Annotated in this window: 21 protein-coding genes; 12 read left to right on the plus strand and 9 right to left on the minus strand. The window is 69.1% G+C overall.

Going from position 1 to position 20,631, the window contains the following annotated elements; translation table 11 throughout:
* Positions 1–93 precede the first annotated feature (93 nt).
* Complete coding sequence (locus P3102_RS06205) at positions 94–1,245, minus strand: beta-ketoacyl synthase N-terminal-like domain-containing protein (RefSeq protein ID WP_276367276.1); 1,152 nt, start codon at positions 1,243–1,245, stop codon at positions 94–96.
* On the opposite strand from P3102_RS06205, the gene P3102_RS06210 reads away from it, so the two are divergent.
* From P3102_RS06210 to P3102_RS06220, 3 genes are all read left to right on the plus strand, one after another.
* Positions 1,226–3,955 (plus strand): EAL domain-containing protein, encoded by a 2,730-nt coding sequence (locus tag P3102_RS06210; RefSeq protein WP_276367278.1) that lies wholly within the window; start codon positions 1,226–1,228, stop codon positions 3,953–3,955. The genes P3102_RS06205 and P3102_RS06210 overlap by 20 nt on opposite strands.
* A 225-nt stretch (positions 3,956–4,180) precedes the next feature.
* The gene (locus P3102_RS06215; protein ID WP_276367279.1) at positions 4,181–4,744 is read left to right on the plus strand and encodes a TetR/AcrR family transcriptional regulator; all 564 of its coding nucleotides are present in this window, start codon (positions 4,181–4,183) and stop codon (positions 4,742–4,744) included.
* A 1-nt stretch (position 4,745) separates the two neighbouring features.
* Positions 4,746–5,108 carry a tautomerase family protein gene (locus P3102_RS06220; RefSeq protein ID WP_276367280.1) on the plus strand — a complete coding sequence of 121 codons (363 nt, stop codon included), beginning with the start codon at positions 4,746–4,748 and terminating at the stop codon, positions 5,106–5,108.
* On the opposite strand, the gene P3102_RS06225 is transcribed toward P3102_RS06220, so the two are convergent.
* Entirely contained in the window at positions 5,109–5,804 is a 696-nt protein-coding gene (locus tag P3102_RS06225; protein WP_276367282.1) for a CDP-alcohol phosphatidyltransferase family protein, read from the minus strand.
* A gap of 59 nt (positions 5,805–5,863) precedes the next feature.
* Here P3102_RS06225 and P3102_RS06230 point away from each other — a divergent pair, with 59 nt between their 5' ends.
* The 6 genes from P3102_RS06230 to ribA are packed head-to-tail and all read left to right on the plus strand — an operon-like array spanning position 5,864 to position 10,710.
* Complete coding sequence (locus tag P3102_RS06230; protein ID WP_276367283.1) at positions 5,864–6,844, plus strand: zinc-binding alcohol dehydrogenase; 981 nt, start codon at positions 5,864–5,866, stop codon at positions 6,842–6,844.
* A gap of 22 nt (positions 6,845–6,866) precedes the next feature.
* Entirely contained in the window at positions 6,867–7,265 is a 399-nt protein-coding gene (locus tag P3102_RS06235; protein ID WP_276367285.1) for a 6-carboxytetrahydropterin synthase, read from the plus strand.
* A complete protein-coding gene (locus P3102_RS06240) occupies positions 7,262–8,329 on the plus strand; it encodes a glycosyltransferase family 4 protein (protein ID WP_276367287.1) in 1,068 nt (355 codons plus the stop codon). Before P3102_RS06235 ends, P3102_RS06240 begins: the two co-directional genes overlap by 4 nt.
* Positions 8,326–9,144, plus strand: a complete 819-nt coding sequence (locus tag P3102_RS06245; RefSeq protein WP_276367288.1) for a class I SAM-dependent methyltransferase — start codon at positions 8,326–8,328, stop codon at positions 9,142–9,144. Before P3102_RS06240 ends, P3102_RS06245 begins: the two co-directional genes overlap by 4 nt.
* A complete protein-coding gene (locus P3102_RS06250) occupies positions 9,141–10,256 on the plus strand; it encodes a lysylphosphatidylglycerol synthase transmembrane domain-containing protein (protein WP_276367290.1) in 1,116 nt (371 codons plus the stop codon). The genes P3102_RS06245 and P3102_RS06250 overlap by 4 nt, the downstream gene beginning before the upstream one ends.
* A complete protein-coding gene (ribA, locus tag P3102_RS06255) occupies positions 10,150–10,710 on the plus strand; it encodes a GTP cyclohydrolase II (RefSeq protein ID WP_276371008.1) in 561 nt (186 codons plus the stop codon). The genes P3102_RS06250 and ribA overlap by 107 nt, the downstream gene beginning before the upstream one ends.
* 69 nt (positions 10,711–10,779) lie before the next feature.
* Here the strand turns inward: ribA and P3102_RS06260 are convergent, their stop codons facing one another.
* Complete coding sequence (locus tag P3102_RS06260) at positions 10,780–11,475, minus strand: creatininase family protein (protein WP_276367291.1); 696 nt, start codon at positions 11,473–11,475, stop codon at positions 10,780–10,782.
* Between the two features lie 18 nt (positions 11,476–11,493).
* Here P3102_RS06260 and P3102_RS06265 point away from each other — a divergent pair, with 18 nt between their 5' ends.
* The 3 genes from P3102_RS06265 (at position 11,494) to P3102_RS06275 (ending at position 14,159) form a co-directional block, all read left to right on the plus strand.
* Positions 11,494–12,282, plus strand: coding sequence for an inositol monophosphatase family protein (locus P3102_RS06265; protein ID WP_276367293.1), 789 nt, complete (start codon positions 11,494–11,496; stop codon positions 12,280–12,282).
* A gap of 102 nt (positions 12,283–12,384) precedes the next feature.
* A complete protein-coding gene (locus P3102_RS06270) occupies positions 12,385–13,122 on the plus strand; it encodes a Long-chain-fatty-acid--CoA ligase (RefSeq protein WP_276367294.1) in 738 nt (245 codons plus the stop codon).
* A gap of 158 nt (positions 13,123–13,280) precedes the next feature.
* The gene (locus tag P3102_RS06275; RefSeq protein ID WP_276367296.1) at positions 13,281–14,159 is read left to right on the plus strand and encodes an NAD(P)-dependent oxidoreductase; all 879 of its coding nucleotides are present in this window, start codon (positions 13,281–13,283) and stop codon (positions 14,157–14,159) included.
* 24 nt (positions 14,160–14,183) lie between these two features.
* Here the strand turns inward: P3102_RS06275 and P3102_RS06280 are convergent, their stop codons facing one another.
* From P3102_RS06280 to P3102_RS06305, 6 genes are all read right to left on the minus strand, one after another.
* Positions 14,184–15,146: an LLM class flavin-dependent oxidoreductase gene (locus tag P3102_RS06280; RefSeq protein WP_276371010.1), complete on the minus strand. Its 963-nt coding sequence runs from the start codon at positions 15,144–15,146 to the stop codon at positions 14,184–14,186.
* 149 nt (positions 15,147–15,295) lie between these two features.
* On the minus strand, positions 15,296–16,741 hold the full coding sequence (locus tag P3102_RS06285; protein WP_276367297.1) for a glycoside hydrolase family 3 protein: 1,446 nt from the start codon (positions 16,739–16,741) through the stop codon (positions 15,296–15,298).
* A 3-nt stretch (positions 16,742–16,744) separates the two neighbouring features.
* Complete coding sequence (locus P3102_RS06290; protein WP_276367299.1) at positions 16,745–17,575, minus strand: carbohydrate ABC transporter permease; 831 nt, start codon at positions 17,573–17,575, stop codon at positions 16,745–16,747.
* A complete protein-coding gene (locus P3102_RS06295) occupies positions 17,572–18,558 on the minus strand; it encodes a sugar ABC transporter permease (RefSeq protein ID WP_276367300.1) in 987 nt (328 codons plus the stop codon). The genes P3102_RS06290 and P3102_RS06295 overlap by 4 nt, the downstream gene beginning before the upstream one ends.
* A complete protein-coding gene (locus tag P3102_RS06300) occupies positions 18,555–19,847 on the minus strand; it encodes an extracellular solute-binding protein (protein ID WP_276367302.1) in 1,293 nt (430 codons plus the stop codon). The genes P3102_RS06295 and P3102_RS06300 overlap by 4 nt, the downstream gene beginning before the upstream one ends.
* A gap of 309 nt (positions 19,848–20,156) precedes the next feature.
* Complete coding sequence (locus P3102_RS06305) at positions 20,157–20,579, minus strand: DoxX family protein (RefSeq protein ID WP_276367303.1); 423 nt, start codon at positions 20,577–20,579, stop codon at positions 20,157–20,159.
* Between the last annotated feature and the right edge of the window lie 52 nt (positions 20,580–20,631).

Genomic DNA, 20,631 nt, shown 5'->3' on the forward strand with positions numbered 1-20,631 from the left:
CGATGCTTGCCGCTACCGAGGAGTATCGGACACGTGAGCACGAAAAATGACGGTTCGTGACGACGTCGAGACCGTGTGTCGTCGAATTGCGCGCTAGGCGGTCTCCAACACGACAGCCGTGACGTAGCCGCCCATCCCGATCGACGTCTTGACGGTGAGCCCGCCTTCCGGCCGGGACGGTCCCTCCATCAGCTGCGGATGCCCTTCCGCCACCGGCTTCGGAGCCGGGATGAGATCCCGTTCCGCCGCGAGGCAGATCGCCGCGATCTCGGTCAGCGCGCCTGCCGACTGGCAGTGGCCGGTCAGCGGCTTGAGCGAATAGATCTCCGTGCGGCGGGGGAACACCGCTTCGAGGATCTGGGATTCCGTGCGGTGACAGAGTTTCGCGCCGGTTCCGTGCGCGTTCATGTACCGGACGTCCGCCGCGGCGGCGTTCGCGTTCTCCAGCGCCGAGGTCACCGCCGTGATCGCCGTCGTCGCGTCGGGGTCGAGCGCGATCGCGTTGTGTGCTTCGTGGGTCATGGCACCACCGCGCACGGTCGCGTACGAATCGGTTTTCTGTCTGGTCAGTACCACCGCGGCCGCGGCCTCGGCGAAGGTGAAACCCCTTGTGCCTGCTTGGAACGGACGGCACGCGTCGAGCGGTGGCGCGTCGGTGACCGCCACCCCGCAGTGCACGAAACTGCGCACCATCGCCCGGGTCGCGGACAGATCGGTGGTGATCACCACGACGTCGTCGGCCATTCCCGCGTCCAGCCACATCTTCGCGGTCAGCAGCGCCGCACCGCCGGTCGCGCACATCGCGGACGTGGCCATCGCCGGGCCGTGGAAACCGAACTCCGACATCAGCATGGAGATCGGGGTCGACGGCATCATGCCGATGAATTCGCGGCGGTACATCAACTGTTCGCCGAGCAGGACGAACCTGTCCCAGGTGCGCTGGTCTTCCCGCACGCCGCCGGAAACGACGCCGACCCGTCGTCCGGGTGACCAGCCCCGCGTGACGGCGTCTTCGATCGCTTCCCGTGCCGCGGCGAGCAGGGCGCGGCCGTGCAGGTTGCCGTCCCTCGGCCTGCCCCCGTCGGCGATCTCCCCGACCCAGCCGGGCAGATCCGGTGTCGCTCCGAAGCCTTCGGTGAGCCGCGGTCCGGGAACGCCGCTCGCGAGGCCCTCACACAGCGATTCGCGCCCCCAGCCGTAAGAGGTCACGGCCCCGATGCCGCAGATGTCTGTTTCGCTCCGCACGTGTTTCCTTTCAACTACATTCGGTCAGCGCCGGGAGGGGAAAGCCGTACCCGTCGGTTGCCGGAGGGGGACGGCTCCGTCGATTAGTGATCTAATCGGAAGCTACAGCAGTCGAGTAGGGGGTTTGGATCAGATGGATCCTGACGATCTCGGCGGTGGGACTCCCGACACCCACCGGCCCTCGGATCAGGATTCCTCGCCGGCGAACGGCACCGCGACCCGCACGGTGGGAAAAACCGACCGGCACGCGTCGCTCGTCCGTTTGCTGACCGAGTTGTCCGCCGAGAAGGATCACCGCGGCGAACCCGCGCTCGCCTTTCTCGGCAAAGGGTACCGCCTTTTGCAGCAAAATTCCGGCGGCGGGACTCTGGGCACGCAATATTTCACGATGGTCGAGGCGAGTCCGTATGGGATCTGTGTCCACCAGCGCGGCAAATTCGTGTTCGTGAACTCGGCCACGATGCGGTTTCTCGGCGCGCGGGTGTCCACCGAGCTCATCGGGCTGCACATCATGGACCTGGTCGACGACGGCTCGCGGGAGGCGTTGCTGGCCCGGATCGGGTCGCTGGCCGAGCCGGGTTCGTTCAGTGAGCCGACCGAAATGACCCTGCGGACGCTTCAGGGCCGCAAGTTCACTGTCGAATCGCAGGCGGTGCTCACCACCTGGGAGGGCAAACCCGCGTACCAGGTGATCATGCGCGACCTGACCACGCAGAAGGCGGCCGAGGCGGGCCTGCGGTTCCAAGCCGCGCTGGTCGGCCATGCGAGCGACGCGATCATCGCGACCTCGCCCGACGGGCTGGTGACGAGCTGGAATCCGGCGGCCGAGGCCGTCTACGGACATGACCTCGACGAGGTCATCGGGGTCCCGGTGGCCGAGGTCGTCGGAGCGCCGATGAGCCCGCGGCAGGTCGTCGCGGCGGGCGGTGTCGTGCAGGCGACGCATTTCAGCGCCGACGGCACGGCGCTGGCGGTGCGTGTGTCCGCGGCGGAGATGTTCGACGGCTACGTGCTGCTGTGCGCCGACGAAACCGCGCAGCGCCGGGCCGAGGCCGAATTCGCCACCGTCGTCGAAACGCTCGACGAAGGGGTGCTGCTGGTCGGTCCCGGCGGGCGGATCGACCTGGCGAATTCCGCCGCGCACCGGATCGCCGGTGTTCCGCCGGGCGCCCTGGTCGGCCTGGAGAGCCGGACGCTGCGGCTGCACGACGAATACGGCGCCCCGGTGCCCGTCGACGACCTGCCGTCCGCGCGGGTGCGGCGGTCCGGGAAGGTCGAGACCGGGCGGGTGCTGCAGATCCGGCGGCGCGACGGTGCGCATCGGTGGCTTTCCCTGACCTCCGGTCCGCTGATGGCGCCGGGCCAGAGCGTGCCCTCGGTGCTGACGTCGTTCGCCGACATCACCGAACGGCGGGCGATCAGCGAACGGCTGGCCTACGAAGCCACCCACGATCCGCTGACCAGGCTCGCGAACCGCACGCTCGCGCTCGACCGCCTGCGCCGCACGATCGCCGACCCGGTGCGCACGACCACCGTGATGTTCATCGATCTCGACAAGTTCAAGATCATCAACGATTCGCTCGGTCATACCGTCGGCGACCAGGTGCTGCGCATCGTCGGAGACCGGCTGAGGGCCGCCGCCGGGCCTTCGGACCTGGTCGGACGGCTCGGCGGGGACGAGTTCCTGGTCATCACCACCGGTTATGCCGAAGCCGCCGAAGTACGGGCGCTGGCCGATCACCTTCAGCGGCGGCTCGCCGAATCGCTCACGGTGCACGGCCGCGAACTGCATATCAATACGAGCATTGGAATAGTGATCGCCGAACCCGGTGATCCCCGCAGCGCCGACGAATTGCTGGAAGACGCCGATTTGGCAATGTATCAAGCCAAGACATTCGGACCTGGCCGTTACGCTTTCTATGCGCCGATCATGCGTGAACGAGTGCAGAACCGTTTCGCCTTGGAACAGGATCTGCGGAACGCCGTGGCGGACGGCCTGGTCGAGACCGTTTATCAGCCCGTCGTCGATTTGCGGACGGGCGACCTGGTCGCGGTGAAGGCGAAGTCCCGGTGGAATCACCCGGTCCGGGGACCGATCGACCCGGCGGAATTGACCGGGATCGCCGACGACGGCGATCTTCTGACGGTCATCGGGGCGGAGGTGCTCGCCAAGGCCGCCCGCGAGATCTCTCGATGGCGTGCCGATCATGGTGTGCACTGCAAGGTGAACGTGAGCCTGTCGGTCCGCCAACTGGGCGATCCCACCTTGCTGCAAGTGGTTCAGACAACGCTGGAAGACGCGGGGCTGGGTCCGCAGGACCTGAGCCTCGACGTCGACGAGACGGCGTTGAAGGACGCGGCCGACGCCGTCGACGCGCTGCGGAAGACGGGCGTGCGGGTGACCGCGGAACGGTTCGGTGCCGGATACTCGTCACTCGCCCAGCTGTGCCGCCTCGACCTGAACGTGATCGAGATCGATCGATCGTTCGTCGCCGATCTCGGGAGATCGAGCGACGCGGAGCCGATCGTGGCCGGCATCATGGCGATGGCGCACGCCGTCGACCTCGTGGTGGTCGCCGAAGGGGTCGAGACCGCGCGGCAACTGAAGGTCTTGCACGAACTCGGTTGCGATTGGGCGAAGGGGCCGCTCGTGGCGCCGCCGGGTCCGGTGGACGCCTTGAAGCCCGCGTACGACCACGTCGTGCGGTGAACCGGCTGGAAGCCGCTGACGGGTCCCGGTCACCTGTGCCTCCGGGATGGGCCCGAAGTACGTGAAGGCCCCCTTCCTGTACCTAGGCGCAAGGAAGAGGGCCTTCACCTGCTTGGGGCGGGGCCTGGGTCGCTGACCTGCGGATTCTCGCCGAAGTGATAGCAAAGGTCCCTTGCTCCCGTCGCGCCGCTTGTCTCTGTACCTACTAGTATGTACGGTCTGGTTGTGGACAAGAGGGAACGGCTCATCGAGAGTACGCGCCAGCTCCTGTGGGAGCGCGGGTACGTCGGCACGAGTCCGAAGGCGATTCAGGAGCGTTCCGGCGCCGGCCAGGGCAGCATGTACCACCATTTCCAGGGCAAGTCCGCCCTCGCGCTCGCCGCGATCGGCCGCGATGCCGACGAGTTGCGGGCCAGGGCGGAGGCCGAGTTCTCCGGGCCCGGCTCGGTCGTCGAGCGCGTCACCGTCTACCTGCGCCGCGAACGCGACGTGCTCAAGGGCTGCCCGGTCGGCAGGCTCGCCCAGGATCCCGACGTGATGGCCGACGCGGATTTGCGAAAGCCGGTCGAGCAGTTCTTCGGCTGGCTCACCGGCCGCCTCGCCGAGCTGCTCGACGAGGGGCGCGCGGCCGGGGAACTCGACCAGGCACTCGATCCGCTCGCCACGGCGATCGCGTTGGTCGCGGTACTGCAAGGCGGCTACCTCCTCGCCCGCGCCGCAGGCTCACCGGAGGTGTTCACGAAAGCCGTCGACGGCGCCCTCGGCCTGCTCACCACCAAGGAGAACTGACATGCCCTTCGTCCGCATCGACGCCATCGGGACCGACAAGCTCGAAGCCCTCGGCAACGCGGTCCACGACGCGATGGTCGAAACGCTCGGCATCCCGGCCGACGATCGCTTCCAGGTCCTCAACGGCCGGAGCACCCTGAAATACGACGACTACCTGGGAATCCACCGCGACGAGGGGGTCGTGTTCATCACGATCACCATGCGGCGGGGACGCACCGACGAGCAGAAAAAGGCCCTTTACCGGCGGATCGTGGAACTCGCCGAGGAGTACTCGGGGACCGAGCCGCGGAACGTGCTCGTGATGATCACCGAGACCGATCCGGTCAACTGGTCGATCGGGAACGGCGAAGCGCAGTACGCGTGATCAGGCGGGCGCGGCGGTGAAGGCGTGCTGCTCCAGCAGCCACCACGTGTCGCGGCCGAACGACCAGGTCAGCAGCGCCAGCGCGCCCAGCGTGACCACGAAACCGGCCCAGAGCGGCAGAACCGTCGAAGCCACCGCGACCAGCGCGACACCTTGCACCGCCGCGACCGTCTTGCGGGCCATGCTCGGCGGCAGCGGCGTGTTCAGCCACGGCCACAGCCTGCTCGCGGCGACGAAGACGTAGCGCATCGCGCCGATCGTGAGCACCCACGGGCCGAGAGACTGCGCGACGACCACGCTCAGGAGCAGGATCAGAGACGCGTCGACCTCCATGTCGAACCGCGCGCCGAGTGGCGACGCCGTCCCGGTGCGGCGCGCGACCTGGCCGTCGACGGCGTCCAGGGCGAGCGCGACCGACGCCAGGACCACCATCGTGACGGTCCCCCGGCCGGCGGTGTCGGCGACGAGCGCGGTCACGCAGCCGACCAGACCCGAGCGTGCCAGGGTCACGGAGTCGGCGGGGCCGAGGGAGCGTGCGGTGCTCCGGTTCAGGCCGTGGGTCAGGAATCCGCCCACGGCGAGGCCGTAGGCGGCTCCCGCGAGCCATCCCGCCGTGCCCAGGCCGGCGACGACGTCCAACGTCCCCAGCAGTGCCAGTTGGACGAGGACCCCCAGGAAGATTCCGGGGTTGATCACGAGGCCTCCTCGTTATGGTGACGACGACCCCCGCGAAGGGGCCGACATGAGAGGACACGATGGAACGCGCCTTCTGGTTCAGTGGTTCCGGCGACGGTGAGCTCAGGTCGGTCACGCTCCCTCCGGTCGGCGACGGCGAGGTGCTGGTGCGCACCCTGTGCACCGGCGTGAGCCGCGGCACCGAGACGCTCGTCTTCCGCGGCGAGGTCCCGCCGAGCCAACGCGAAGCCATGCGCGCGCCGTTCCAGGAAGGCGACTTCCCCGGGCCCGTCAAGTACGGGTACCTCAATGTCGGCGTGATCGAACAGGGTCCGGCGGAACTCGTCGGTCAGGTCGTCTTCTGCCTGTACCCGCACCAGACGCGCTATGTCGTCCCGGTGGCCGCGGTCACGCCGGTGCCGCGCGACGTGCCGCCGGAGCGCGCGATCCTCGCGGGCACGATCGAGACCGCGGTCAACGCCGTCTGGGACGCGGCGCCGAAACTCGGCGACCGGATCGCCGTGGTCGGCGCCGGAATGGTCGGCAGCAGCGTCGCGAAGCTCCTGTCAGGCTTCCCGGCGGCCAGGGTGCAGCTGATCGACATCGACCCGGAGCGTGCGAAGATCGCCGAAGCGCTCGGTGTCGACTTCTCGACACCGGAGGACGCGCTGGGCGACTGCGATCTCGTGGTACACGCCAGCGCGAGTGAGGCCGGGCTCGCGCGATCGCTGGAACTGCTCGCGCCGGAGGGCGAGGTCGTCGAGCTGAGCTGGTACGGCGACCGCCGGATCAGCGTGCCGCTCGGCGAGAACTTCCATTCCCGACGGCTGGCGATCCGCTGCAGCCAGGTCGGCCTGGTCTCGCCGTCCCGCCGCCTGAACCGAAGCCACGGCGACCGCTTGGCCCTCGCTTTGCGCATTTTGTCGGACCCCGTCTTTAAGGTGCTGGTCACCGAGGAATGCCGGTTCCATGAACTACCGGACGTCTTGCCGCGGCTGGCCTCGAATGAACCAGGAACGCTCTGCCTCCGTGTCACCTACCAGCCGGAGGACACACGTTGAGGGCACGACCGGAGGAGGTCCGTTGTTCAGCATCACCGTCCGCGACCACGTCATGGTGGCCCACAGTTTCCGCGGCGAGGTCTTCGGTCCCGCGCAGCGGTTGCACGGGGCGACCTTCCTGGTGGACGCGACGTTCCGCCGGTCGGAACTGGACGCCGACAACATCGTCGTCGACATCGGCAAGGCGACCGAAGAGCTCGAAGCGGTGCTCGCCGACCTGAACTACCGCAACCTCGACGACGTGCCCGAGTTCGCCGGGATCAACACCTCGACCGAATTCCTCGCCAAGGTCGTCGCCGACCGGCTCGCCGATCGCGTCCACGCGGGTGCGCTCGGTGAAGGCGCCCGCGGGCTCGAGCGGATCGTCGTCTCGCTGCACGAATCCCACGTCGCGTGGGCGAGTTACGAGCGTGCGCTGTGAGTGGCCTGCACGTCGTCCTGCCCAACGACATCGACGACGTCAGCGCGCCCAGCGGCGGCAACGTCTACGACCGCCGCCTGTGTGACGGCCTCGTCGCGGCGGGCGTGGAGGTCCACGAGATCGCCGTGCACGGGAACTGGCCGCGGCCGGACACCGAGGCGCGCAACGTCTTGGCGCGCAAGCTCGCCGCACTGCCGGACGGTTCGGCGGTCCTGCTCGACGGGCTGGTCGCCTGCTGCGTGCCCGAGGTGATCGTGCCGTCGGCGCGACGGCTCTCGGTCGCCGTGCTGGTGCATCTGCCGCTGGCCGACGAGACGGGACTTTCCCCTTCGCTCGCCGCCGAACTGGACCGGCTGGAGGCCAGGACACTCGGCTCGGTCGAGGCCGTGGTCACGACCAGCGAGTGGGCGGCACGACGGCTGGTCGAGCATCACGACCTCGCCCCGCACCGCGTGCACGCGGTGCCGCCCGGCGTCGACAAGGCCGGCATCGCGGCCGGGAGCTCGGACGGCACGCGGCTGGTCTGCGTCGCCGCCGTGACGCCGCGCAAGGGGCAAGGTCTGCTCGCGGACGCGTTGAAGTCGCTCAAGGATCTCCCGTGGACCTGCGAATGCGTCGGTGCCATCCGCCGTGAGACCCGCTACGTCGAACGCCTGCGGCGGCACTCGCTCGGCGATCGGTTCACTCTGGCCGGCCCACGGTCCGGCGAAGCGCTCGAAGCGACGTACGCGGCCGCAGACCTTCTCGTGCTTCCTTCGCGCGCGGAGACCTACGGCATGGTCGTCACCGAGGCGCTCGCGCACGGCGTTCCCGTGCTGGCGACCGCCGTCGACGCCCTGCCGGACACCCTCGGCCGAGCGCCCGACGGCAGTATGCCCGGAATGCTCGTCCCTGGTGAGGACGTCGACGCGTTGGCCACGGCGCTCCGCCGCTGGCTCACCGAGCCCGATCTGCGTGACCGCCTTCGCGCCTCTGCCCGCCTTCGCCGTGAGACGTTGCCCGGCTGGGACGAGACGGCTCGCGGCGTCGCCGCCGTGCTGCTGAACGAAAGGACGGCGGCGTGATCAAGTACGCCCCCGGCTGGCTTCGGCTGCGTGAAGACGCCGACGCCGCGGCCCGCTCGACCGAATTGGTCGAGCCCGTGCGGGCGTTCCTGCGCGGACAGGACGAGGTCGTCATCCGGGATCTCGGCTGTGGCACCGGTTCACTCGGCCGCTGGCTGGCCAGGCGGCTGCCCGGCCGCCAGCGCTGGATCCTGTACGACCGCGATCCCGAACTGCTCACCCACGCGCTGGCCCGTACCAGTCGTCCGGAGCACGCGGTGGACGGCAGCGAAGTCACCGTCGCCACCGAACAGCGTGACATCACCGAATTACGCGCCGAGGACCTCGCCGGGACCTCGCTCGTGGCGGCGTCGGCGCTGCTCGATCTGCTCACCGCCGAGGAGTTGTCCCGGCTGGCGGAGGCGTGCGTCGAGGCGGGCTGCGCGGTCCTGTTCACGTTGAGCGTCTCGGGCCGGGTGGTGCTGTCGCCCAAGGACAAGTTCGACATCGAGATCTCCGACGCCTTCAACGCGCACCAGCGCCGGGTGACCGACGGCCGCTGGCTGCTCGGCCCGGACGCGGTGGACGTCGCCTTCGGGGTGTTCGAACGGCTCGGCGCCACCGTGCGGCGCGCGCCGAGCCCGTGGCGGCTCGGGGCGGATCAGGCCGCGCTGACCGCGCAATGGCTCACCGGCTGGGTCAACGCCGCCTGCGAGCAGCGGCCGGAGCTGGCGGCGGACGGTGACGCGTATTCGCGGTGGCGGCTCGCGCAGTGCGCGGCGGGTGAGCTGAACGCGATGATCCAGCACGAAGATCTCCTGATGGTGCCGTCGTGAAACGCCTCTGGCCCTGGCTTCGGATTCTCGGCGCGCTCGGCATCCTCGGCGTGCTCGTCTGGCAACTGGGCACGGGGGCGTTCCTGGACGGGCTGCGTGAGGTCGACGCCGGCGGTGTCGCCGCCGCGCTCGGAATCGGTTTCGCCACCACGGTTTTCAGCGCGTGGCGGTGGTGCCTGGTCGCGCGCCGGCTCGGTCTCCGGTTGTCGTTACCGAGCGCCGTCGGCGAGTACTACCGCGCGTTGTTCCTCAACGGTGTCCTGCCGGCTGGGATACTCGGCGACGTCGACCGCGCCGTGCAGCACGGCCGCGAGTCCGGTGACGTCCTGCGCGGCGTCCGCGCGGTGGTGCTGGAGCGGACGGCCGGGCAGATCGCGGTGATCGGCGCTTCGATCGTTGTCGTGTTCGGCGTGCCTTCCGTGGTGCCGCCGCCGATCGGCGAGGCCGTCACGGTCGCCGGGATCGTGGTCGTCGTGCTCGCTTTCGCGGCCGTCGTCACCGGGATGACGGCGGGAGAGCGGTGGATCCACAGTGGATCGAAAGGGCGTCGCGGATTCGCCGTCGTACTCGCCGACGTCCGGCTGGGCCTGCTGACCAAGGAGACCTGGCCCGGTGTGAGCCTGCTTTCGGCCGCCACCCTGGCCGGACATCTCGCCTTGTTCGCCGTCGCCGCACGCGCGGCCGGGGTCACCGCACCGATCGGCGACCTGCTGCCGCTGATGGTCCTCGCCCTGCTCGCGATGGGGCTGCCGCTGAACATCGGCGGCTGGGGCCCGCGCGAAGGCGTCTGCGCGCTGCTGTTCGGCGCGGCTGGTCTCGGTTCGGCGCAGGGGGTCACCGTCGCCGTCGTCTACGGCGTGCTCGCGCTCGTCTCCAGCCTTCCCGGTGCGGGCGTTCTGCTCGCGCGTTCTGTCAGGAGTCACCGAACAGACAGGAGAGATCCCGATGACCGTCGAGAGGGTCGTGGAGACCAGACTGACCACTCGTCACGGCGTTTTCCGCGCGATCGGTTACCTGGACGCCGACGGCACCGAGCAGATGGCATTGGTGCACGGCGACGTCGCGGCCTTCGACACGCTGGCGCGCGTCCATTCGGAATGTCTCACCGGTGACGTGTTCGGCTCGATGCAGTGCGAATGCGGCGACCAGCTGACCGCCGCGCTGCGGGCGATCGTCGAGGAGGGCGCCGGAGTCCTCGTGTACGCCCAAGGACACGAAGGACGCGGAATCGGCCTGCTCGCGAAGCTGAAAGCGATGCGCTTACAGGACGACGGGCTCGACACCGTCGAGGCGAACATCGCGCTCGGGCTGCCGGTGGACGCGCGCGACTACCGCGCGGCGGCGGAGATCCTGACCGACCTGGGGGTGCGAACGATGCGGTTGCTGTCCAACAACCCGGCGAAGGTCGACCAGCTGGAGCGGCACGGGGTGGCGATCAGCGAGCGGGTACCGCTGCTCGTCACGCCCAACGACGAGAATCTGCGGTACCTGCGGACGAAACAGGAACGGATGCATCACTTCCTGCCGCATCTGGACGCGATCGAGTCGGTGGGCTCGGGGAGCTGAAGGGGACTTTCCCCGCGTCTTAAGCGGTGAAGGGCGCTTTCGTCGCATGGCATGCGGGTCAAGGCCCCTTCAGCCCAACGCGGCCAGGGTCTCCCCGAAGCTCTCCACCAGTGATTCCAGCACCAGCCGTCCCTTCTCCGCCGTCGCCAGCGAAGGGCGTCCGACCACTCCGGATTCCGAGTACGGCCGCAACCCCACCGTCAGCAGGTGCCGTCTGTCGTCGGCGAGGTGGTCCGCCTCCGCGAAACCGGGCCGGACCAGCGACGGATGGGCGTGCAGCAGCAGGGAGGTCTCCAGCTCCCCGGCGTGCATGTCGTGGTCCAGCGACGTTTCCAGCCCGGCCGCGTCGTGTGCCGCCTGCCAGCCCTCGACACCGGGGAACAGCGCCATCGGCGACGTCGACTCCTGGACCACGTTGGACAGGACGTAGTTGCCGCCGTGCGCGTTCACCAGCACCAGTTTCGCCACCCCGGACCGGCGCAGTGAGGCGGCGACGTCGTTCACCACGGCGTACAGCGTCGCGGCCGAAATGCTGACCGTGCCCGGCCAGTCCGCGTGTTCGTGCGAGCAGCCGATCGTGATCGGCGGGAGCCGGAGCACCGGGTACGCGGAGGCGAGGGCGTCGGCGATCGTCGTCGCGATCACCGTGTCGGTGGTCAGCGGGAGGTGCGCGCCGTGTTGTTCGAAAGCGCCGATCGGCAGTACCGCGACGCCGGCGTCTCGTGCGCGTTCGTCGGCCGTCGTGGCGGTCGGGAACAGATCCATTCCGGTTACGGTACCCAGATGACCGACCACGCCGCATTGTTGTCCGTCGCCGCCGAGGCCGTCGCCAAGGCGACCGGCCTCATCCGTTCGATGACGTCGTTTTCCGTTGCTGCCAAAGGGGACCGCGACATGGTCACCGACGTCGACCTCGCCGTCGAGGACGCCGTCCGTGCCTTCCTGGCGCGGGAGACGCCGGAGATCGGCATCCTCGGCGAGGAGCGCGGGCACCAAGGCGACGAGAACCTGTGGTGGGCCCTCGATCCTGTCGACGGCACGGCGAACTTCGCGCGCGGGATCCCGCTGTGCGGCGTTTCCCTCGGGCTCGTCGACGGGCTGAAGAGCACTGTCGCGGCGATCTCCCTGCCGTTCCTCGATGTCACCTACACCGCTGTGGAAGGCCAGGGCGCGTACGCGGACGGTGAACGTCTCGTGGCCTCGGAGGCGACAAAGCTGTCCGACGCGATCTTGTCGATCGGCGACTTCGCGGTCGGCGAGGGCGCGGAGGTCAAGAACCGCGTCCGGATGGCGTTGCTGGCCGAACTCGGCGGCCGTGTGCAGCGTGTCCGCTTCCTCGGCTCGGCGGCGATCGACCTCGCCTGGGTCGCGCACGGCAAACTCGACGCGAGCGTCATCCTGGCCAACAAACCGTGGGACACGATGGCGGGCGTCCTGCTGGTGCGCGAGGCGGGGGGCGTGGTGGTCGACATCGACGGCGGCGAGCACACGGTGCGCTCGGCGGCCACCATCGCGGTCGGCGCCGGATTGCGCGACGACCTCGTGGCCGCGATCGCGCGGGTGAGCGGATGAAATCTCCCCGCCGGCGAAGGTGAACCGTGTACACCTCGCCTGTTCGTGGCATCGCCCGGAAGCAGCTATCGAGGGAGATGATCGGCTCGGTTGACTGACGGCATGCGAATCGTCGATCTTGCGTCCCGTCCCGATCTCCTCGATCCCGCGCTGAACCTCGGTGACGTCGGCGGTGAGTTCATCTACGCCGGGGCCAGCGGGAAGATGATCACGCCGGAACGGTTCCTGCGCCATTGGGCCCGGTACTTCCTGATCGCGCTCGACGACGACGGCGAACCGATCGCGCGGGCGCTGTCGGTCCCGCTGACCTATCCCGCCGAAGACCGCCGGGAGCTGCCGGCGCACGGCTGGGACGAGGCGATCCAGTGGGCCGCGCAGGACCTCATGGACGGCCGGGCCCCGGACACCCTGTGCGCGCTCGAAGTCGTCGTGGCGCCGCGAATGCGCGGGACCGGACTGTCCGCGCCGATGCTCGAGGCGCTCAAGGCGCGCGCGGCCGAGACGGGGCTGAACCGGTTGATCGTGTCCGTGCGCCCGATCGGCAAGGAGGACGAACCGGACGTCCCGATGGAGTCCTACGCCGTCCGGCGCCGCGAGGACGGGCTGTTCGCCGACCGCTGGCTGCGCACTCACGAACGGCTCGGCGCGCGGATGCTCAAGGTGTGCCCGTTCGCCGTGACCATCTCGGGTTCGATCGCGGACTGGCACGAGTGGACCGGTGTCGAACTCGCCGACGGCGACAACGTGATCCCCGGCGGGATCGCGCCGGTGCACGCGAACGTCGAGCGGGACTGCGGGGTGTACGTGGAGGCGAACGTGTGGATGGAGCACCCCTTCTGAGCGAGCTTCCTTGAGCGGGAAGACGAAGCGGCCGTGGTGGCGGTGAGTGTCCCCGGGCCCGCCTGCCGCTTCACGGCCGAGTGGGGCATTCCTCGCGATTTCCGGCAGGAACGTCGCAACGGCCGCGTCCGCGCCCGGTCAGGCCGCACAGTGGGGCCATGAGTACTTCGCGAGTCGGTTTCGCCGGGTTGGGCAGTATGGGCGCGCCGATGGCGCTGAACCTGGCGCGGGCCGGGATCCCGTTGCTCGTGTGGAATCGCACCCCGGGCAAGGCGGAAGAAGTGGCCGAGGCCGTCGACGACGTGGCTGAACTCTTCGCACGGTGCGAAGTCGTGTTCCTGATGCTGAAGGACGCGGACGCCGTCGACGCCGTGCTCGATCGCGGACGGCCCGCGTTCGCCGGGCGGGTGGCGGGCCGCACGATCGTCCACCTGGGGACGACGGCGCCGGAGCATTCTCGCGGCCTCGAGTCCGACCTCGTCGCGGCCGGGGCGAAGTACGTGGAAGCGCCGGTCTCCGGCTCGCGGATCCCGGCGGAGGCGGGCGAGCTGGTGGCCATGCTCGCGGGGGATCCCGGCGCGATCGACGAAATCCGGGAGCTGCTCGGGCCGATGTGCCGGGAAACCGTGCGCTGCGGGCCGGTGCCGAACGGGCTGCTGATGAAGCTGGCGGTCAACGTGCACTTGACCGCCGTCGTGACCGGGCTGGCCGAAGCCTTCCACTTCGCCCGTGCGCACGGGCTCGAACCGGGTCTGCTCGCCGGGGTCCTCGGCGCCGGGCAGCTGGCCAGCCCGATCCTGCGGGTGAAGGCGCCCAAACTCGTCGAGGAGGATTTCGCGCCGCAGGCTTCGATCGCGAACGTCCTGGCCAACGTCGAGCTGATCGCGGCGGCCGCCGCGGAAGCGGGCCTCGCGTTGCCGCTGATCGAGGCGTCCCGTGCCCTCTACGCCGAGACCGCGCGGCTCGGTTTCGGCGAAGAGGACATGGTCGCCGTCGTCAGGGTACTCAAGCCACTCAAAGCACTCGAAGCACCGTGATCAGGGGATTGAACGCGGTGGGGGTCAGCCGCGCAGGGCCGCGGCGATTCGGCCGGCCGCGGCGAAGGACTCCTCCTCGGGCTCGCCGAGCAGGGGGAGCAGGACGACGGATTCGGTCCCGGCCGCGTACAGCGCGCGGATCTGTTCGACACAACGGTCGAGCGGTCCGCTGATGCTCAGCCTGTCGATCCACTCCGGACGCAACCGCCGGGCCAGGTCCTCCCGGTCGGTAGCGGCCTTGACCTCGGCCAGCAGTTCGGCGCCGAAGTCCAGCGGTTCCAGCGCCGGTCCCGAGTTCGGCCCGATCGCGGAAGCGACGTCGGCCCGGGCGCGCTCACGCGCCCGATCGGGATCGGCGTCGAGTGCCAGCCAGTTGTAGACGGCCATCGAATGGCCTTCGACGCCGACGAGGTCCCGCGTCGCGCGGACGTACTCCGGGGTCGCCGGTTCGGCGAGCAGCGTCCCGTCGGCCACCCGGCCCGCCGCCGCGAGCGACTTCGGGCCCCGGACACCGGCGATGAGCTTCGGCGGCAGCGCGGGCGGGAACTCCAGCTCGACCTCGTCCAGCCGGACATGCTTGCCCTCGAAGGAAACCCGCTCACCCGCGAGCAGCCGACGGATGACCGTCAGCGTCTCCTCGAAGGCGGCCAGCGCCGACTTCGGCCACGCGTCGATCTGCCGCATCCAGCTCGGCACGCCGTGCCCGAATCCGACGATCAGGCGCCCCGGGTACAGCTCCGCCAGCGCCGCGATCTCCATCGCCGCGATGGCCGGGTTCCTGGCCACGGCGGGCATGATGCCGATGCCGAGGGTGATCTTCTCGGTCGCCGCCAGCACCGCCGACGCCGTCGCGATCCCGCCCGCGTAGAAGCAGTCCTCGACGATCCAGACCTCGTCCAATCCCTCCTGCTCCGCTCGCCGGGCCAGGTCCTTCAGCCGGGTGGCGGGCAGTTCGCGCGGAATCCTGACTCCGAGCCGTGAAACCAAGCCGATCATCTCCTACGCCGGGAATCGATCTTCCCGACTACAGCACCTCCGCCCCGGTGCCGCAATCGAATAACGCAATTCGGCACCTGCCTGCGGTCCTTGCGCGTGCCAGGATCGCAACCAGGTGCCGAATTGCGTAAGGGGCGGCGTCAGGCCAGGTATTCCGCGGCGGCGCGGAGGCTGACGTAGGAGCCGCTGAACGTGTCGATCCGCGGCCCGGCGCCGGTGTCCGGCCCCGGCACGCCGGTCTCGACCCGGATGTAGTCCACGCCTGCCTCCCGGAGCCAGCTCAGGAACTCGCGGACCTCGGGGTGCCGGTGCGCCTCGCGCGTCACGATCACGAGGTCGCGGGCGCCGTGGACGGCGTCGATCGCGGTCGCGATCTCGTCCCCGGTGACCTTGAGCGCGCGCGTGCCGGGCACGAGTTCGGTCAGCGGCGAACCGAGTCCCCACGGCATCGGGCCCGCCGCGACGATCGGCTCGGTCTCGATGTCGATCACCAGCGGCGGCCCGGCCAGCTTCGGCGAGCCCTGGATCCGCAACGCCTTGCGCGCCGCCTCCAGGCCGAGCCGGTGGTCGACCGGTGAGATCGGTGTCGACACCGGGGGAGCGCCGAGCGCGGCGACCCGCTCCGCGGCCTCGGCCAGCCGCTCCAGCGGCAGCTCACCGACCTCGACCGCCGCCGCGATGACCGCCGCGATCCGGTTCAGCTCGTCCTCTTCGAACGACACGCCACCCAGGCAGAGCGCGTCGGCACCGGCGATCAGCGCCCGCACCGCCGCCCGGCCGACCCCCTCGGTCTTGCCGAGTTCGCCCGCGATCGCCCCCATGTCGAGCGCGTCGGTGATCACCGCGCCGGTGAAGCCGAGCTCACCGCGCAGCACGCCGGTGAGCGCCTTCGGGTTGAGCGTCGCGGGCAGGTCGCCCCACGCGGGCACGACGAGGTGCCCGGTCATCACCGCGCGCACGCCCGCCGCGATCGCCGCCTTGAACGGGACGAGTTCGAGCTCGTGCAGTTCCGCCTCGGTCCGGGGCAGCACCGGCAGCGCGTGATGCGAATCGTCGGTCGCCGCCCCGTGCCCGGGGAAATGCTTGGCCGACGCGGCGACGCCGTACTTCTGCAGGCCGGTGATGTACGCCGCCACATGCGGCGAGGCCTTCACCGGATCCGAACCGAACGCCCGGACCCCGATCGAGGGATCCTCCGCCGCCAGGGTCAGATCCGCGCACGGGGCGAAGTTGATCGTCACCCCGCAGGCGGCCAGCCGCTCACCGAGCGCCGCGGCGACCGAGGCCGTCAGCTCGACGTCGTCCGCGGCGCCGAGTGCGAGCGGTCCCGGGACGAACGAGCCGGTGGCGACGTCGAGCCGGGTGACGTCACCGCCCTCCTCGTCGATGCCGATGAGCACGTCGGGCCGTTCCGCCCGCAACTGCGCGCTGAGGGCGGCCACCTGCTCGTCGTCGACCACGTTGCGGCCGAACAGGATCGCGCCGCCGAGGCCGTCGGCGACCTTGCGCCGCAGCCAATCCGGCGCCGTCGTGCCGTCGAAGCCCGATACGAGAACGGATTCGGCCAGCTTTTCCGGTGAGGACAACGCTTATCCCTTCACTGCGCCTGCGGTCAGGTTGGACACGAGCTTGCGCTGGACGAGGATGAAGAACACCAGCGCGGGTACGGCGTAGATCACCGACGCCGCCATGATGCCGCCCCAGTCCACGGAAAACGCCGTCCGGAACGACGAAAGCCACACCGGCAGCGTCTGCTTGCCCTGGTCGCGCATGAACACGAACGCGAACAGGAACTCGTTCCACGCGGTGATGAAGCTGAACACCGACGTGGTCACCAGACCCGGTGCGAGCAGCGGCAGCGTCACCCGGCGGAACGCGCCCGCCCGGCTGCACCCGTCGATCATCGCGGCCTCTTCGAGGTCGTACGGGATGCCGTTGACGAAGCCGTAGAGCATCCAGCACGTGAAGGGCAGCGTCGCCGCGAAGTACACCAGCAGCAGCGACGGCAGCTGGTTGAGCAGCCCGGCGTCCCGCATCAGCAGGTACATCGGGATCAGCAGCGCCTCGAACGGCGCGAGCTGCGCGACCAGCACCAGCAACAGGAAACCCTTGCGCCCGCGGAACCGCATCCGGGACAGGGTGACCGCGGCCAGCACACCCGCGACGAGCGAGCACAGCACCGCGCCGATCGTGACGATCAGGCTGTTGGCGAGGTAGGTGGTGAACCCCGGTTTCGTCAGCGCCGTGACGAAGTTTTCGAACGTCACCGACAGCGGGATCAGGTCGTAGTTCGGTGACAGGACCTCGCCCGGCGTCTTCAGCGAGGACGTGATCATCCAGTACGTCGGGAAGACGAACAGGATGGCCACGATCACCCCGAAGGTGCCGAGGCCGATCCGCTGGATCAGGGACTTCTTCATGACAGATCGGCCTCCTTCGTGCGCACCAGCAGCTGCACGTACCGGGCGGTGAGCAGGATCAGTACGAGCATCATCAGCAGGGCGGCGGTCGCCGCCAGGCCGAAGTGGTTGCCCGCGAGGCCCTTGAGGTACATGTAGACCGGCAGAGTCGTGCTGGCGCCGTCCGGTCCGCCCTGGCGGATCGCCCACACCTGGGCGAACAGCTTGAAGTCCCACAGGACCGACAGGAACGTGACCATGGTCAGGATCGGCCGGATGGCGGGCCAGCTGACCGCCCAGAACGCCTGCCAGGCGTTCGCGCCGTCGATGCCCGCGGCCTCGTACTGCTCCTTCGGGACGCCGAGCAGCCCGGCGTACAGGGTGAACGCCACGAACGGCACGGCCTGCCAGACGACCAGGAGGCCGATGACGGTCAGCGTGCTCGGCCCGGTGGAGAACCAGGAATGCCCGATGAACCCGTCGAAGCCGAGTTTCGCGAGCGTCTTGTTCAGGATCCCGTATTGCTGATCGAAGATCCACTGGAAGACCGTGGTCGTCGCGAGTACCGGGGTCGCCCACGCGAGGATCAGCGCGACCTGCAGGATCACCCGGACGACCGGATTGAGATGCCGCATCAGCAGCGCCATGAACAACGCGAGCAGCAGGGTGGTGAGCACGACCGCGGCGGTGAACACCAGCGTGCGGACGGTGATCTCCCAGAATTCGGGGTCGGAAAGGATCTCGGAGAAGTTCTCGAACCCGACCCAGACCATTTCTCCGGAGACCAGCTCACGGAGGTCGAGCTTGCGGAAACTGATCCCGATCAGCTGCAGTGTCGGCCAGCCCAGCAGAACCAGGATCGCGACCAGCGCGGGAAGAAGCAGCAGATACGGCGCCGTCCGTTCGCCGAGACGGAGGCGCCGATTGGACTTCGGCGGCTTGATGCGCGGCGAAGCCGGCGGGGAGGACCCCGCCGGCGTCGTCACATCTTCGGTCGTGGTCATCCGCCGATGAGCTTGTCGAGCGCTGCGTTGGCGTCGGCGGTCGCCTGGTCGAGCGATTTCGTTCCGGTCAGGTACGCGGTCAGCATGTCCTTGATCGGGTTCTGGCCCGATTCGACGTCACCCCACTTGGGGCTGGCCGGCACGGCGCGGCCGTTCTTGGACGCCTCGGCCATGACCTTGGTCAGCGGGTTCGCGTCGAGCGCGGACACGTCGGTCGAGGTACCGGGGACGTAACCGGCCTTGGCCAGCTCGGTCTGGTACTTCGGCGTGGAGAACAGCTTGATGTAGTCCTTGGCCGCGGCCGCGTTCTTGCTGTTGGCCGGGACGACCAGGTTCGAGCCGCCGAGGAAGACCGGGGCCGACTTGCCTGCGGTCTTGCCGGGGATCGGGAAGGCGCCCGACTTCTCCTTGATCGACGGGTCGGTCTTGGCGGCGGTGTCGGCCTCGCCGGGGACACCGATCATCATCGCGACCTTGCCCGCGCCGTAGATACCGGCCTGCTGCGGGGTGGCCTCGTCGGCGTCCTTCGGCGCCTTGGTGCCCGAGGCTTCGGTGAGCTGCTTGTAGAACTCGAGCCCGGCCTTGGCCTGCGGGGAGTCCAGAGTGGACTTGAAGGACTTCCCGTTGGCCTGCGCGATGTCGCCGCCCTCGTCCCAGATGTAGGACAGCAGCTCGTACCAGTTCTGGCCGGGGTGGTAGACGGCCTGGAAGTCGGGGTCACTGCCGAACTTGGCCTTGAGCTTGGTGATCGCGTCGAGCCACTCCGCACGCGTCTTCGGCGTCGCGGTGATCCCGGCCTGCTCGAACATGTCCTTGCGGTAGATGACCTCACGGTTGGCCGCGTAGAACGGGACACCGTAGGTCTTGCCGTCGTACTCGCCCGAAGCCTTGAGGCCCTGGAGCCACTGGGCGCCGTTGAAGTCGGCGACGTTCGAGCTCAGATCGGCGAGCACGTTCTGGTTGGCGAACGCGGGGGTCTGGGTGTTGCCCAGTTCGATCACGTCCGGCGGGTTGTCACTGGCCAGCGAGGTGGTCAGCTTCTGCTGGATGCCGTTCCACTGCTGGATCTCGTACTTGATCTTGACGCCGGGGTGCGCGTCTTCGAATTCCTTGTGGAGCGAGTTCGTCAGGGTTTCCGGGGCGGTCCCGGTCATGAGCCAGACCGTGAGCGTGCCGTTCGAGGCCGGAGCGCTCGAATTCGTGCTGTCGCCACTGCCGGAACCGGCGCAGCCCGCCGTCGCGAGGGTGATGGCCGCGGCGCCCGCAGTCATCTTGAGCCAGCGCTTCACTCGTGCCGTCCTTTCGATGCCCGACCACGATGCCGGGCTCACACAAAATGGTGTAGACCAATGCGGGCAGCGTGGTACGTACCACTCCGACTGTCAAGCGGGTGGCCGGTTCGTTGTAAACGAGCCGCAATGTTTCACCTTGAGTGAGCGCATGATCACACTGGTGATCGGTTTTCGCCGTCCTCGTCAGGTGCTCGCCAGGCGCGCTGACATGCGGTTTTTCGTTGACCGTCCCGATGAGCGGTGCATTCGGCGGGAGCCCCTTGGGCCGTTCGGAGGAGGATGGCCCTCGCGTTCGCCGAGCAGTGGTCAGCGGTGGTTCTCGTCGTCGGCGGGAGGCTCGATGCCGAAGAGCGCGCGGATCTGCTCCTGCAGGAACCACGCCAGCGTCGCGGAGACGATCAGCAGGATCAGCGGGAGGACCGGGCCGCCGTCGGCGAGGAGGAACAGTTCCGTGACGCTCGCGCCCACCATGACACCCGCCAGCAGCAACGCCGCCGGCCCGCCGAAGCGGGGGACGAGCAGTCCGATCGCGCCGCCGACCTCCAGTACGCCGGTGACGTACCGGAGCCACTGCCCGAGTCCGATCTCGGCGAAGGTCTGTTCGGTGTGGCCACCCGCGAACAGCAGGTAGCCGCTGTAGAGGAACTCGGCCGCGAGCGCGGCGCGCACGACCCACACCGCGATCGAGCCGAGGGGCAGGCCGCGGGTGACGCTGGTTCCTCCGGACATGCCGGGCATCTTTCTCCTCGGCGCGATGGGTGGCAAGGCGCTCGAAGGCGGC

The sequence above is a fragment of the Amycolatopsis sp. QT-25 genome, assembly GCF_029369745.1.
GTDB lineage: Bacteria > Actinomycetota > Actinomycetes > Mycobacteriales > Pseudonocardiaceae > Amycolatopsis.

Coding starts and splice junctions, on each gene's coding strand:
- P3102_RS06265 (WP_276367293.1), top strand. CDS start 11,494: ATGACCGACCACGCCGCATTGTTGTCCGTCGCCGCCGAGGCCGTCGCC.
- P3102_RS06275 (WP_276367296.1), top strand. CDS start 13,281: ATGAGTACTTCGCGAGTCGGTTTCGCCGGGTTGGGCAGTATGGGCGCG.
- P3102_RS06260 (WP_276367291.1), bottom strand. CDS start 11,475: ATGGATCTGTTCCCGACCGCCACGACGGCCGACGAACGCGCACGAGAC.
- P3102_RS06270 (WP_276367294.1), top strand. CDS start 12,385: ATGCGAATCGTCGATCTTGCGTCCCGTCCCGATCTCCTCGATCCCGCG.
- P3102_RS06295 (WP_276367300.1), bottom strand. CDS start 18,558: ATGACCACGACCGAAGATGTGACGACGCCGGCGGGGTCCTCCCCGCCG.
- P3102_RS06230 (WP_276367283.1), top strand. CDS start 5,864: ATGGAACGCGCCTTCTGGTTCAGTGGTTCCGGCGACGGTGAGCTCAGG.
- P3102_RS06210 (WP_276367278.1), top strand. CDS start 1,226: ATGTCTGTTTCGCTCCGCACGTGTTTCCTTTCAACTACATTCGGTCAG.
- P3102_RS06220 (WP_276367280.1), top strand. CDS start 4,746: ATGCCCTTCGTCCGCATCGACGCCATCGGGACCGACAAGCTCGAAGCC.
- P3102_RS06305 (WP_276367303.1), bottom strand. CDS start 20,579: ATGTCCGGAGGAACCAGCGTCACCCGCGGCCTGCCCCTCGGCTCGATC.
- P3102_RS06290 (WP_276367299.1), bottom strand. CDS start 17,575: ATGAAGAAGTCCCTGATCCAGCGGATCGGCCTCGGCACCTTCGGGGTG.